This window comes from Pigmentiphaga kullae, assembly GCF_004216695.1.
Classification (GTDB): Bacteria; Pseudomonadota; Gammaproteobacteria; order Burkholderiales; family Burkholderiaceae_B; genus Pigmentiphaga; species Pigmentiphaga kullae.
On the sequence record NZ_SGXC01000001.1, the window covers coordinates 2,898,973 to 2,912,768 of the forward strand.

The following is a 13,796-nucleotide window of genomic DNA, read 5'->3' on the forward strand; positions in this document are numbered from 1 at the left end:
AACACGGCTTTTTCCCATGCTCGATATCGCTCTGCTGCGCAAAGACACCCAGGCGGTGGCCGCCCGGCTCAAGGACCGGGGCTACACGCTAGACCTCGACGGCTTCAACTCGCTCGAGTCGCGGCGCAAGTCGGTGCAGACGGAGACCGAAACCCTGCAGGCCCGCCGCAACGCGCTGGCCAAGCAGATCGGCATGCTCAAGGCCAAGGGCGAGGACGCCTCCGCCGTGCTGGCCGAATCCCAGGCCATTCCCGCCCGCCTGAAGGCGCTCGAGGAAGACCTGGCCGGCATCCAGCGCGACCTGCAGGACCTGCTGCTGGCCGTGCCCAACCTGCCGCACGCCAGCGTACCCAACGGCGCCTCCAGCGACGACAACGTCGAGGTGCGCCGCTGGAGCCGCGACGGCAACGACCCCGCGCCGCTGCCCTTCGAGGCCAGGGACCACGTCGCCCTGGGCGAACCGCTGGGCCTGGACTTCGAGACCGCGGTCAAGCTGTCCGGCTCGCGCTTCACCCTGATGCGCGGCCCCATCGCCCGCCTGCACCGCGCCCTGGCGCAATTCATGCTGGACGTCCAGACCGGCGAGCACGGCTACACCGAGTGCTACACGCCCTACATCGTCAACACCGCCACCCTGGTCGGCACCGGCCAGTTGCCCAAGTTCAAGGACGACATGTTCTGGGTCACCAAGGGCGGGGAATCGGTCGACGAGAACGGCGAAGCCGTGCCGCGCGAAGACCTCTACCTGATCTCCACCTCCGAGATCACCCTGACCAACACCGTGCGCGGCGAGATCGTCAACGCCGAATCGCTGCCCATCAAGCTGACCGCCCACACCCCGTGCTTTCGCTCCGAGGCCGGCAGCGCCGGCCGCGACACCCGCGGCATGATCCGCCAGCACCAGTTCGACAAGGTCGAGATGGTGCAGATCGTCCACCCCGAGCGTTCCTACGACGCGCTGGAAGAAATGGTCGGCCACGCCGAAGCCGTGCTGCGCAAGCTCGGCCTGCCCTACCGCGTCGTCCTGCTCTGCACCGGAGACATGGGCTTCGGCGCCGCCAAGACCTACGACCTGGAAGTCTGGCTGCCGGCGCAGGCCGCGTATCGCGAGATTTCTTCCGTGTCCAACTGTGAGGCCTTCCAGGCCCGCCGCCTCCAGGCGCGCTTCCGCAACGCTCAGGGCAAGCCCGAACTGCTGCATACGCTCAACGGTTCCGGACTGGCCGTGGGGCGGGCGCTGGTCGCGGTTTTGGAGAACTACCAGCAGGCCGACGGCAGCATCGTGGTGCCCGAGGCCCTGCGGCCCTACATGGGCGGGGTCGAGCGACTCACTCCGTAACATTCGTCGCCTGCCTGATCCTCCGGGGTGCGTTACGGTTGAAAAACCTACATCCCGGAGGAGCCAGCCATGTTGAAGTGGGCACTGATCTTTTTCGTGGTTTCCATCATCGCCGCGCTGTTCGGATTCACCGGCATCGCCGCCGGCGCCGCCGCCATCGCCAAGTTCCTGTTCTTCCTGTTCCTGATCCTGTTCGTGATCTTCCTGGTGCTGGGGCTCACGGTGTACAAGAAAATCACGGATTAGCGACGGCAGGACACAGCGCGAATTTCTGTGCTATAGTTGCGGGCTGTTGTCTGGTTCCGGCCACGGGCCAGGCAAGCACTGAAAGGTGCACGGAGAGGTGGCAGAGTGGTCGAATGTACCTGACTCGAAATCAGGCGTACGGTAACCCCGTACCGTGGGTTCGAATCCCACCCTCTCCGCCAGTCTTGCAATGACCCCTTGATTTCACCGATCAAGGGGTTTTTTGTTGCCGCGATCAAGATAATCGCGGCTTCAAGCGGCTATCAACCAAACCGATAGCGCCCCTGATCATCACGCGCAATCGTGCGCCGGGAGGCGATGTCTTCCAGACCGCGGACAAGCTCGCGCCCATCCCGAGTTCCAACCGCGGTCATAAGCTCCGCGAAAAACTTGGGGCCGCTCTCCAGCGCAGCCTCCAGGGAAGCATGGCTCGAAGCCCCGAACCGTGGGGGATGCGGAACTTCATGCTCGATAGGACGCCTGGCTCCAGGCGCCAGCCACGGCAGCGTCAAGTCGAATCCGGTCTTGTCGGTCGTTCGAGAACCTTCCAGCGAAGGATCCAATGGAACCGTCCTCAACCCGCTTTGGACGACCAAGTCCCTGCTCGCCTGAAAACGCGTCGCCAGCGCCCACTCCATCTGGGCGTCGGAATAGATATCGATGTCCGGGTCGACGACGAACACATTCTTGACGTTGCCCAGGCAGCCGAATGCGGCGGCGATGGCATTGCGCGCTTCGCCCGGGACGCGTTGCTGCAACGCGATGCGGACGTTGAACGATCCCCCCGCCGCGGGGGGCGCGTAGACCGCCCGCACTTCGCGCACGGCGGACTCGAGCGCTTTCCACACGAGGACCTCCGTGCGCAGGGAGCAAAGCTGCGCCGTATCCGTGCAGTGCATGCTCGGTCCGCCGATGGAGGAGGTTTGGAAGATGGCGTCCCGGCGATGGGTGATGGCGGTCAAATGGAAGAGCGGATTGCGTTTTACCGCTCCGTAGTAGCCGAGGAACTCGCCGAACGGACCTTCGGGTTCCACATGGCCGCGCTCGTCGAAATAGCCTTCGAGGATGAACTGGGCATCGGCGGGCACCATCAGATCGTTGGTGACGCACTTGACGACGCCCAAAGGCTGGGCCCGCAAGGCCGCGATCAGCGCCAGCTCGTCGCCGGGGAAGCGAAGCGTGGCGGCGAGTTGATCGATGGGATGGCTGCCGATGGCGAACGCCACCGGCGTGCGCTCGCCGCGTTCCGCGCGTGCCATGTAGATGGCGCGCAAATCGGAAGGCGCGACCAGATCCACGCCCGCCGACCGGCGGCCGCGCAGCATGAGGCGGCGCATGCCCACGTTCGTATGCCCGGCGGAGGGATCGTGGACGAAGTCCACCGACGCCGATATGTACGGCGCGCCGTCGAACTCATGCTGCAGATGCACCGGCAGGGCGGTCAAGTCGCATTCGTCGCCGGTCAGCACGACCTCCTGCACCGGGGCGTGCGCGCGCGGCACTTCCACCAGCTCGCCCGGCTTGCGCAGCCGCGCGAGCACCTCGGACAACACCTTGTCCGCCGTGGTACCGAAGGCGGCGGCCAGGCGGGCCCGGCTGCCCGCGACGTTGCCGCACAAGGGGAAGCTGCTGCCTTCGATGTTCTCGAACCATGCCGCGCGCGGATTGCCGTCCAGGCGGGCGGCGACATCGGCAAGCGCGGCAGGCGCGGCATGCCGTTCAAGCTCGTCGCCGGACAACGACGCAAGAAAGGTACGCAGGCCGAATCGTTGTAGATCGGGGCGGCTCTCTGAGCGGGAAACGGGCGCGTTCATATTTCTCCTCCTTGGCGCGATGAATATTTGTAAATTTACTTTATATAAAATATGCTTATATTAATCTCGACAACAGAGAAACGCCACGACCATCCGCAGATGGCAGCGCAACCGCGGCGCGTATGAAGCGCCCGCTTTGCCCCTAGGAGGAGACGACATGAAGACACGCTTTGGAACAAGAGCCAGGATCTGGCTGGCCCTGGCTGCCGCGGTGCTGGCGCCGGCTGCCGCGTCCGCCCAGGACCAGGCCGGCCGGTATCCGGACCGCATGATCAAGCTCATCGTGCCCTATACGCCCGGCGGCCTGGTGGACACGTTCACCCGCACCCTGGCCGAAGACATGGCCGGCCGGCTGGGGCAGCCCGTCGTCGTGGAGAACCGCCCCGGCGCCAACCAGGCCATCGGGGCCAACGCCGCCGCCCGCGCTGCGCCCGATGGCTACACCCTGTTCGTCAGCTCGCAAACCGGCATGATCCTGAACCCGCTGACGACCAAGGGGCTGCTCGTGGATCCGGCGAAGGATTTCACGCCCATCGCCACGATGTTCTCCACCCCTTTCTATCTCGTGGTCAACAGTTCCGTGCCGGTGAAAACCGTCCAGGAACTGATCGCGCTGGCGAAATCCAAACCCGGCAAACTCACCTACGGTTCCTTGGGCCGCGGCGGCACCCACCATCTGGCGGGCGAAATGCTCACGCGCCGTACCGGCACGAATATCCTGCACGTGCCGTACAAGGGCAGCGCCCCGGCCATGAACGACTTGTTGGGCGGTCAGATCGACATGATGTTCGAGGGCGGCACCTCGACGCTTCCCTACGTCCAGTCCGGCCGGCTGCGCGCCCTGGCCTCCACCGGCAAAACGCGCAGCGAAGCCATGCCCGATCTGCCGGCGCTGAACGAAATCATTCCCGGGTTCTCGATGACGGTCTGGATCGGCCTGGTTGCGCCGACCGGCATCCCCCAGCCGATCGCGGACAAGCTGAACGCCGCCGTGCAGGCCATGCTGAAACTGCCTTCCACGCACGAGAAGTTCGCGCCCGTTGGCATAGAAATGATGCCCGGCTCGCAAGCCGATTTCGCCAGGTTGATCCAATCGGATATTCCGACCTGGTCCAAGATCGTTCAGGACGCGGGCATAGAACCGCAGTAGATCTCCCGCCTGACACGCCATCCGACCGCCGCATCGAGCCTGCTTCCGGTTCCGATGCGGTAAAGTCGCTCGATGCTTCGGATGGAGAGTTTGATGAACCCGAGAATGTCCCGCTACGCGTCAGCCTGCGCCGCCTTGCTTGCCTGCGCAAGCATGCTGGCTGTTTCGGCTGCGCAAGCCTGCACCCGCTTTGTCTATCTCGGCGCCGGCGGCCATGTCGTCACGGCGCGTTCGATGGACTGGAAGGTCGACGTCGGTACCAACCTGTGGGTGTTCCCGCGCGGCATGAGGCGATCCGGCGAAGCCGGCCCGAATTCCATTCAATGGACCTCGAAGTACGGAAGCGTCATCGCCTCGGGCTATGACATCTCGACAACGGACGGCATGAACGAAGCGGGGCTGGTGGCCAATGTCCTGTGGCTGGTCGAGTCCTCCTACCCCGCCTACGACGGCAAGACGCCCGGCCTGACGCTCGCTGCCTGGGCGCAATACGCGCTCGACAACTTCGCCACCGTCCAGGAGGCGGTCGACACCTTGGCGAAAGAGCCTTTCACCGTCGTGACCGACAACGTCCCCGGCGAGGCCCGCCTGGCGACCTTGCACCTCTCGCTCTCGGACGCCAGCGGCGACAGCGCCATCATCGAGTACATCGACGGCAAGCAGGTCATCCACCACAGCCGCGACTACCAGGTCATGACCAACTCGCCGACCTTCGACAAACAACTGGCGATGGAGGAATACTGGAAGCAGATCGGCGGGACGGTCATGCTGCCCGGCACGAACCGGGCTTCCGACCGGTTTGCCCGGGCGGCGTTCTACGTCAACGCGATTCCCAAGACGGAAGATCCGCTGGAGACGATCGCCAGTGTCTTCAGCGTCATCCGCAACGTCTCGGTGCCCCTGGGCATCACCACGCCGGACCAGCCCAATATTTCCTCGACCCGCTGGCGCACCGTCGCCGACCACAAGCACAAGCGCTATTTCTTCGAGTCGGCGCTGACGCCCAATATCTTCTGGGTCGATCTGACGAAGCTGGATTTCTCGCGCGAAACCGGACGGGTGATGAAGCTCGACCTCGGCCCGAATCAGGCGAACATCTATTCAGGCATGGCCAACGGCGGATTCAAGCAGGCGGCGCCTTTCAAGTTCCTCGGGATCTGAATCGATCAGCCTCATTTCGACCGCCCATAACAAACAAGCCCTCTTGCGAGGGCTTGTCGTCTTTGAACCTACGCCGTCACCAACCGGCGTATGCCAAGAATCACAGCGGGGTGATCTTGGTCGCCTGGGGACCCTTGGGGCCTTGGCCGGCGATAAAGCTGACGCGCTGGTTTTCCTGCAGCGACTTGTAGCCGTCGCCCTGGATTTCGGAGAAATGCGCGAACAGGTCCTTGCCGCCGTTGTCCGGCATGATGAAGCCGAAGCCCTTTTCCGAGTTGAACCACTTGACGATACCGGTTTCCATAATTGTTTCCTTGATGGAGAGATGGGCTCATGCCCGGGACGAGACGATCAAGGAGGGACTAGAACAATTTATGGCGCACTGGTGGATCGCACACAACCGCAGGAATCGCAACGCTTGAAGATCTGCATACACTATCGGGCCTGCGGCGCTTGCCGTCAAGGCGTATTGTGTGACAGGGAGGGGGCTACGGGGGCGGATATGCAATTATTCTTCCGAAACCGCCATTTTCCCTCGCTCCGATGCTCCAGCCCCAGGCTCTTCGCTACTTCGCCGAGGTCGTCCGCACCGGCTCCCTGCGCCGGGCGTCCGAACTCTTTTTCGTCGCCCCCAGCGCCATCAGTCGCCAGATCGTGAACCTGGAGCAGGAACTGGGCGCGCCGCTGTTCGAGCGCTCGCCGCGCGGCATGCTGCCCACCGAGGCGGGCAGCATGCTGTTCGAATTCGTCTGCGACAGCGACCACCGCATCGAGCGCATCCGCTCCGATCTCCACGACTTGACCGACCTGCGACGAGGCACGGTCCGGCTGGCGGTGATCGAGGCCGTGACCGGGGACTTCCTGCCAGGGCTGATGACGCGCTTCAGTGCCGCGTATCCGGGCATCGATTTCCAGGTGGAAGTCTGCGGCACGCACCAGATCGCCGACCGGGTGGTCGACGAATCGGCCGAGATCGGGCTGGCGTTCGACGTGCTCAGCCGCGAGGACCTGGTGCTGCAGGGCCGGCTGGCGCAGCCCTTGCAGGTGATCTGCCGTCCGTCCCATCCGCTGGCGCGCCGCAAATCGCTGCGCATGACGGATCTTGCCGGCGAGCGGATGGTGTTGCCCGACGAGACCTTCGGCACCCGCTATCTGATCGATCACGCCGCCGCGCGCGCCGGCGTCGCGCTGTCGGTGCACTGCGTGGCCAATTCGCTGCAATTGCTCAAGACGCTGGTGGCGGGTTCGGACGTGATCTCGTGCATGCCGCCGCTGACGTTCGCGCACGAAGAAGCGGCCGGATTGTTGGCGGGGGTGCCGGTTTCGGACAAGTCATGCCGGCAGGCCAGCCTGGACATCATCACGGCGCGGCACCACAAGCTCTCGGCTGCGGCGCGGGCCTTTCTGGAGCCGCTGCTCGAGATGTGCAAAGGGCGGTGATCTCATTCTAGGTGTTCTGTTTTTCAGAACGCTGCCATCACCTGGTACTCGCTTCCGTGTGTCAGTCCTGCCGCGTTTAATGAAAGCACTTTCATGGAACGCCTGGAGCCTGCCGCATGACCTTAGAGAAAATCCTGTCTCCCTATGACGGCAGCGTCGTGGGCGAAATGCCGGTTGCCAGCGCCGCCGACGTGGAGCGGGCCATGGTCCGGGCGCAGCGCGCCTTCGAGATCATGCGCAAGCTGCCGCGTTTCGCGCGCGCCGACATCCTGGCGCGGGCGGCGGAGTTGCTGAAGGCGCGGCGCGACGAGTTCGTGCGTACCATCGCCGCCGAGGCGGGCAAGCCGCTGTATGACGCCCGCGGCGAGGTGTCGCGGGCGATCTTCAACCTGACCAACGCGGCCGCGGAGGCCCGGCTCCAGCATGGCGACGAGGTGCCGCTGGACGCGGATGCCGGGGTGTTCGAGTACCAGACCACGGACGCCGATGGCCGTCCGGCCTCGCTGGCGGACCTGGACCACGCGGCGCTGGCGTCGATGCGCCGCCGTGTGGGAATCGCGCGCCGCTTTCCGATCGGGACCATTCTGGCCATTGCGCCCTTCAATTTCCCACTGAATCTGGTGATGCACAAGGTCGCCCCGGCGATCGCGGTCGGCAACAGCGTGGTGCTCAAGCCGGCGCCGCAGACGCCGCTTACCGCGCTGCTGCTGCAGAAGCTGCTGGCCGACGCCGGGCTGCCCGAAGGCGCGCTGGAGGTCGTCCATTGCCCGGTGGATGTTGCCGAAACCATGGTGCGTGACGAGCGCTTCGCGATGGTCACTTTCACCGGCAGCGCCAAAGTGGGTTGGCACATCAAGGCTATCGCGGGCCGCAAGAAGGTGGCGCTGGAGCTGGGCGGCAACGGCACGGTGATCGTGGCCGAGGATGCCGACCTGGACCTGGCCGCCGCGCGCTGCGTGCGGGGCGGGGTGGTGTATGGCGGCCAGTACTGCATAGGGGTGCAGCGCATCCTGGTGCAGGAGTCGGTGGCCGATGCCTTCATCGAGAAGCTGGTCGCGAAGGTCAAGGCCTGCCGCGTGGGCAATCCGATGGAAGAGGGCGTCGACGTCGGCCCTGTCATCGACGAAAACTCGGCCCGGCGCATCCAGTCGTGGGTGGACGAGGCCGTGGCCCAGGGCGCGCGCGTGCTGGCGGGCGGGTCGCGCGAACGCGCGGTGGTGATGCCGACGGTGCTGACCGACACCCGACCCGGCATGAAGGTGGAGGATGAGGAGATATTCGGGCCCGTCGTCACTGTGAACCGTTACCGGGATTTCGACCAGGCGGTGCGGCGTGCCGCCGATTCGAAGTACGGATTGCAGGGCGGCATCTTCACGCAGGATCTGCGCCGCGCCTTCCGCGCGATCGAGGATTGGGAGGTCGGCGGCCTGATGATCAACGACGTGCCGATCTACCGCATCGACAACATGCCCTTCGGCGGGTGGAAGGAGTCGGGCACCGGCCGCGAAGGTACGCGCTACGCCATGGACGAGATGTCCGAGATCCGCCTGATGGTCATCAACTACGCCTGATCCTTTCCCTTGCCGCACTGACGCCAGGAGCCTGTCCATGAAACGCTTGACCGTATTCTGCTGGATCGCCGCCTTCTCCGTGCTGTCGGGCACCGCCCGCGCCGACACCTATCCGTCCAAGCCCATCAAGATGCTGGTGCCGTTCCCGGCTGGCGGCACGGTGGATTTCTTCGCCCGCACGGTGGGCCCTCGGCTGGCCGAGGCGCTGGGCCAGCCGGTGCTGATCGAGAACCGCTCGGGCGCGGGCGGCAACATCGCCGTCGAGGCGGTGGCCAAGTCGCCCGCCGATGGCTACACGCTGTTGATGGGGTCCGAGATCGTCTCGATCAACATCACGCTGTACGAGAAGCTGGGCTACGACCCGGAGAAGGACCTGGCGCCGGTGGTGCTGGTGGGTACCGTGCCCAACATCCTGCTGGTCAGCCCTTCGCTGCCGGTCAAGTCCACGCAGGAACTGATCGCCTACGCCAAGTCAGGCAAGAAGATGTCGTATGCGTCCACCGGCCTGGGCACCTCCAGCCAGTTGTCGTCCGAGCTGTTCAAGTCGGTGGCGGGGATCGACGTGCTGCACGTGCCGTACAAGGGCGGGGCGCCGGCCATCGTCGATCTGGCCGGCGGCCAGGTCGAGATGATGTTCGTGAATATGCCCACCGGGCTGCCCATGGTCAAGGGCGGCAAGGTGCGCATTCTGGCGGTGACCAGCGCGCAGCGCGCGCCGCAGGTGCCGGACGTGCCCACCATCGCCGAGACCCTGCCGGGCTTCGAGACCTCGGCCTGGTCCGCCCTCTACGCGCCCGCCGGCACGCCCAAGCCGGTGATCGACAAGCTCAACGCCGCCATGGTGAAGATCCTGCAAATGCCCGATGTGAAGGCCGCGCTGGCCGAGCAGGGCGCCGTGCCGGCCGGAGGCACGCCGCAAGCGCTGGGCGATTTCACGAAGTCCGAGATCGTCAAATGGGAAAAGATCATCAAGGCGTCCGGCGCCAAGATATAGTCCATCGATCCACCCGCGCCACGAGGCCCCGCATGCCCCAACCCTCCATCCGCATCGCCGTCGGCGACTACGACCGTACCCGCGCCCTGGTCGACGGCAGCGTCGGCGTCCAGGGCTTCGAGACCCGGTTCGCCACCGGCGACCTCGAGACCATCTTCTCGCAGGCCTTCCAGACCGCCGAGTACGAGGTCACCGAGCTGTCGTTCAGCAATTTCCTGATCGCCAGCGTGCGCGGCGGCTGCCCTTATATGGCCCTGCCGATCTTCCCGTCGCGCTCGTTCCGCCACTCGGCCATCTACGTGCGCGCCGGCATTGCCACGCCGGCCGACCTGGGCGGCAAGCGCATCGGCCTGCGCGAGTATTCCAACACGGTGGCGCTGGTCGCGCGCGGCATGCTGTCGGACGAGTACGGTTTCGATCCGGGTAGCTGCGAGTGGTTCGCCGGCGACGTGGACCACGTGGAGCGGGACACGATCGATTCGCGCAACTGGCCCAAGGGGGTGAGGATTCAGGCCGCGCAGGGCCGCACGCTGTCGTCGATGATGGAGGCCGGCCAGCTCGATGCGCTGATCGCCTACACGCCGCCGACGGCCTTCGGGCGCGCCGGCGTGGGCCGCCTGTTCCCCGACTGGCGCGACGTGGAAAAGGACTACTACGCGCGCACGCGGCGTTTTCCCATCATGCACGTGATCGCGCTGCGGCGCGACGTGGCCGAGGCCAACCCGCACCTGCCCAGGGCGCTGCTGGCCGCCTTCGACCAGGCCAAGCGGGTGGCGCAGGATCGCCTGGCCATCCACCAGGCGCTGCCCATCATGCTGCCGTGGATGCAGGCCGAGGCCGAAAGCACGCAGGCGCTGATGGGACAGGACTTCTGGCCCTACGGTTTCGAGGCCAACCGCGACATGATCGAGACGCAGATCCGCTGGTCGCACGAGCAGGGCCTGATCCCGCGCCGGCCGGCCGCCGAGGAGTTGTTCCCGGGCTGGTAAACCTTCGCCGGCCGACGATCTCGCACCACTATTAGTCTCCCGCATACAGGGAATGACCGCCTTCTATTGGACGCCGGCCAATAGGAGCGCCTATCTTTCGTCTCCAACAGGCGGCGCATGCCGCCCCCAAAAGCATCCACCGAAGTGGAGCAGGAGACGACATGAGCCGGAACCGGCGGCCGATACGCAGCGGCATGGGCCGCAGCACCCCCGAACGCATTTTCGTCCAGGGCCTGGATCTGGCCCGGGACATCATCGGCACTCTCAATTTCGGCGACATGGCGTACCTGGAGCTGACCGGGCGCCTGCCCGACGCGCGGCAATCCCGGGTATTCAACGCCATTCTCGTCACCCTGGTCGAACATGGCATGACGCCCATGGCCATCGTCGCGCGGCTGACCTACCTGGGGGCGCCGGAGTCCCTGCAGTCCGCGGTGGCCGCGGGGCTGTGCGGGATGGGAACCACTTTCGCCGGTACAGCCGAAGGCGCGGCACGGATGCTGGAATCCGCCTGGGCCGCTACGCCGGAGGGCTCGCCAGAAGAGCTTGCGCGTGGCGTGGTCGCGGATTTCCGGAACCGCAGGCAGTCCGTCCCGGGTATCGGCCACAACCTGCACAAACCCGTTGATCCGCGCACGGGCCGCCTGTTCCAGGTCGCGGCAGAAGAAGGTTATTCCGGACGGTATGTCGACCTGATGCGCGCCATCGGCCAGGAAGCCGAGGCGGTTTACGGCAAAAGCCTGCCCGTCAATGCCACCGGCGCCATCGGCGCGCTGTGCTGCGAGCTGGGGATCTCCTGGCGCGCGGCGCGTGGCATCGCGGTTATGGGCCGGGCGGTGGGGCTGGTCGGCCATCTGGTCGAGGAGCAGGCGCACCCGGTAGCCGCCGAGATCTGGCTGCGCACCGAGGAAGAGGCTGGCGAACACGACACGCCGCCCGCGGGCGGACGACAAGGAGGGTGACATGCGGCGACTATCGATGCGATGGCTGGCGGTTGCGGTGGCGGGCCTGGCCTGCTTGGGGATGTCCACCGCGCATGCGGAGTGGCCGGACAAGCCCATCCGCTTCATCGTGCCTTATCCGGCGGGGGGCGGTACCGACATCGTGGCGCGCGCCGTCGGCAAGAAGATGGCGGAGAACCTGGGCCAGCCCGTCATCGTCGAGAATCGGCCCGGGGCCAGCACCATCATCGGGACCGAGGCGGTGGCCCGGGCCGAGGGGGACGGCTACACGATCGGCCTGGTGACGGATTCCCACGCGTTGAATCCCATCTTCTTCGGCCAGAAGCTGTCCTACGACTCGGTCAAGGATTTCGCGCCGGTCAGCCAACTGGTCTTCGTGCCTTTCATCCTGGTGGCCAATCCCAAGGCGCAGGTCTCCACCGTGCAGGAGTTGATCGCCGCCGCCAAGGCCCGGCCCGGGAAGATCACCTATGCCTCCATCGGGAACGGCACGCCGCACTATCTGGCCATGGAGTGGGTGAAGGCGCTGGCCGACATCGATCTGACCCATGTTCCCTACAAGGGGGTCGCCCCGGCCCTGGCCGATGTGGTGGGCGGGCAGGTGGACGTGATGTTCACCGGCATGTCCTCGGGGGTGCCGCACGTGCGTTCGGGCCGGCTCAAGGGGCTGGCCGTCTCGGGCAAGGAGCGGTCGGCGATCGCGCCGGAGATCCCCACCGTGGCCGAGTCGGGCCTGAAGGAGTTCTCCTTCATGACCTGGTACGGGGTGGTGGCGCCGGCGTCCACGCCGCCGGGGATCGTGGGGCGCCTGAGCAAGGAGATCCGCAAGGCGCTGGAGAGCCCCGAGGTCAAGGACCAGTTCGTGAAGCTGGGCGTGGAGGGGGCGCCGTCCACGCCGGAGGAGTTCGGTGCTTTCCTGCAACGGGAATCGGCGCACTACCAGCACATCATCAAGTTGACCGGCGCAAAGGGCGAATAGTGGAATTGACTCAGGAACAACGGCTGATCCGGGATACCGTCCATGCACTGGCCAGCGAACGGTTCGCGCCGGGCGCGGCGGCGGCCGACCGGCAGTATCGGCCGCCGCTCGACAATCTGAAGGTGCTGGCCGGGCACGGCTATACCGGCATCTTCCTGCCCGAATGCTATGGCGGGACAGGATTGGGGCTGCTCGAGACCGTGCTGGTGGTGGAGCAACTGGCGCGGTCCTGCGCCAATACGGCCATGCTGTATTCCTGCACTGACGGCGCGACGCCGCGCGCCATCCTGCACATCGGATCAGAACCGCTCAGGCAGCGCTACCTGCCTGCCTTCGCCAAGGCGGAGCGGTATGCGGCCTGGAGCATGTCGGAAGCGAATGCGGGCTCCGACGTGGGCAATGTGCAGACCCGCGCCGTCGGCGATGGCCAGCATTACGTGATCAATGGCAGCAAGCTCTGGTGCACCGCCGCCCAGGTGGCGGACGTGTTCCTGGTGCTGGTGCGGCTGACCGACGAGCCCGGCATGAAGGGCGTGGGGGCGGTGCTGGTCGAGCGCGGCACGCCCGGGTTTTCGGTGGGCAAGCATCTGGACCTGCTGGGGCTGCGCGGGACGGGCATGGCCGAACTGGTCTTCCAGGACTGCCGCGTGCCGGCCGAGAACCTGCTCCTGCCGGCGGGACGGATGAAGGACTTGCTGCAGGTGCTGGATGCCGACCGCATCACCGGCAACCCGCCCATCTGCCTGGGGCTGGCCCAGGCGGCGCTGGGCCATGCCGTCCAGCATCTGAAGGACCGTGCCCAGTTCGGCCGCCCGCTTGCGGAGAACCAGGGGTTGCAGTGGAAGCTGGCCGACATGGCGATGGATATCGAGGCGGCGCGCGCGCTGGTGTACGGGGCCGCGCAGGCCATCGACCAGGGGCGGCAGTCGGTGGCGCAGGTTTCCATCGCCAAGATCTATGCCAACGAGATGGCGGTGCGCGTGACCAACCAGGCCATGCAGCTTGCCGGCGCATACGGGCTGTCGGAGGAGTATCCCTTCGAGCGCTACTTCCGCGACGCGCGCGGCATGTCCATTGGCTACGGAACCACCGAGATCCATAGAAATTCCATCGCGCGGGAACTGCTCAAGGGCAGCTACCTCGTCTGACGA

The 13,796-nt window shown here is 65.8% G+C and carries 13 protein-coding genes and 1 tRNA gene; 12 read left to right on the forward strand and 2 right to left on the reverse strand.

The genetic code is table 11. The features are described 5' to 3' along the window. The first annotated feature begins 16 nt into the window (after window positions 1-16). The 3 genes from serS (at window position 17) to EV675_RS13965 (ending at window position 1,767) form a co-directional block, all read left to right on the forward strand. Window positions 17-1,339 (forward strand): serine--tRNA ligase, encoded by a 1,323-nt coding sequence (serS, locus tag EV675_RS13955; RefSeq protein WP_130357800.1) that lies wholly within the window; start codon window positions 17-19, stop codon window positions 1,337-1,339. A 69-nt stretch (window positions 1,340-1,408) separates the two neighbouring features. Next, window positions 1,409-1,585, forward strand: a complete 177-nt coding sequence (locus tag EV675_RS13960) for a DUF1328 family protein (protein WP_124688512.1) — start codon at window positions 1,409-1,411, stop codon at window positions 1,583-1,585. A 91-nt stretch (window positions 1,586-1,676) separates the two neighbouring features. Next, window positions 1,677-1,767: transfer RNA gene (locus EV675_RS13965), tRNA-Ser, on the forward strand. A gap of 81 nt (window positions 1,768-1,848) precedes the next feature. On the opposite strand, the gene EV675_RS13970 is transcribed toward EV675_RS13965, so the two are convergent. Beyond that, window positions 1,849-3,399: a UbiD family decarboxylase gene (locus tag EV675_RS13970; RefSeq protein WP_130357801.1), complete on the reverse strand. Its 1,551-nt coding sequence runs from the start codon at window positions 3,397-3,399 to the stop codon at window positions 1,849-1,851. A 157-nt stretch (window positions 3,400-3,556) separates the two neighbouring features. Between EV675_RS13970 and EV675_RS13975 the strand changes: the two genes are divergently transcribed. Continuing rightward, complete coding sequence (locus EV675_RS13975; protein WP_130357802.1) at window positions 3,557-4,549, forward strand: Bug family tripartite tricarboxylate transporter substrate binding protein; 993 nt, start codon at window positions 3,557-3,559, stop codon at window positions 4,547-4,549. Window positions 4,550-4,642: 93 nt separating this feature from the next. Continuing rightward, a complete protein-coding gene (locus tag EV675_RS13980) occupies window positions 4,643-5,710 on the forward strand; it encodes a linear amide C-N hydrolase (protein ID WP_130357803.1) in 1,068 nt (355 codons plus the stop codon). A 100-nt stretch (window positions 5,711-5,810) separates the two neighbouring features. On the opposite strand, the gene EV675_RS13985 is transcribed toward EV675_RS13980, so the two are convergent. Next, window positions 5,811-6,014: a cold-shock protein gene (locus EV675_RS13985; RefSeq protein WP_130357804.1), complete on the reverse strand. Its 204-nt coding sequence runs from the start codon at window positions 6,012-6,014 to the stop codon at window positions 5,811-5,813. A gap of 239 nt (window positions 6,015-6,253) precedes the next feature. Between EV675_RS13985 and EV675_RS13990 the strand changes: the two genes are divergently transcribed. The 7 genes from EV675_RS13990 (at window position 6,254) to EV675_RS14020 (ending at window position 13,793) form a co-directional block, all read left to right on the forward strand. After that, complete coding sequence (locus tag EV675_RS13990; protein WP_130357805.1) at window positions 6,254-7,150, forward strand: LysR family transcriptional regulator; 897 nt, start codon at window positions 6,254-6,256, stop codon at window positions 7,148-7,150. A gap of 116 nt (window positions 7,151-7,266) precedes the next feature. Beyond that, window positions 7,267-8,721: an aldehyde dehydrogenase family protein gene (locus EV675_RS13995; protein WP_130357806.1), complete on the forward strand. Its 1,455-nt coding sequence runs from the start codon at window positions 7,267-7,269 to the stop codon at window positions 8,719-8,721. Window positions 8,722-8,758: 37 nt separating this feature from the next. Then, window positions 8,759-9,715, forward strand: a complete 957-nt coding sequence (locus EV675_RS14000) for a Bug family tripartite tricarboxylate transporter substrate binding protein (RefSeq protein WP_130357807.1) — start codon at window positions 8,759-8,761, stop codon at window positions 9,713-9,715. A 32-nt stretch (window positions 9,716-9,747) separates the two neighbouring features. Then, entirely contained in the window at window positions 9,748-10,704 is a 957-nt protein-coding gene (locus EV675_RS14005) for an ABC transporter substrate-binding protein (protein WP_130357808.1), read from the forward strand. Between the two features lie 161 nt (window positions 10,705-10,865). Further along, the gene (locus EV675_RS14010) at window positions 10,866-11,666 is read left to right on the forward strand and encodes a citryl-CoA lyase (protein WP_130357809.1); all 801 of its coding nucleotides are present in this window, start codon (window positions 10,866-10,868) and stop codon (window positions 11,664-11,666) included. Window position 11,667: 1 nt separating this feature from the next. Then, window positions 11,668-12,645 carry a Bug family tripartite tricarboxylate transporter substrate binding protein gene (locus tag EV675_RS14015; RefSeq protein WP_130357810.1) on the forward strand — a complete coding sequence of 326 codons (978 nt, stop codon included), beginning with the start codon at window positions 11,668-11,670 and terminating at the stop codon, window positions 12,643-12,645. Window positions 12,646-12,650: 5 nt separating this feature from the next. Then, complete coding sequence (locus tag EV675_RS14020; RefSeq protein WP_165404593.1) at window positions 12,651-13,793, forward strand: acyl-CoA dehydrogenase family protein; 1,143 nt, start codon at window positions 12,651-12,653, stop codon at window positions 13,791-13,793. Window positions 13,794-13,796 lie beyond the last annotated feature (3 nt).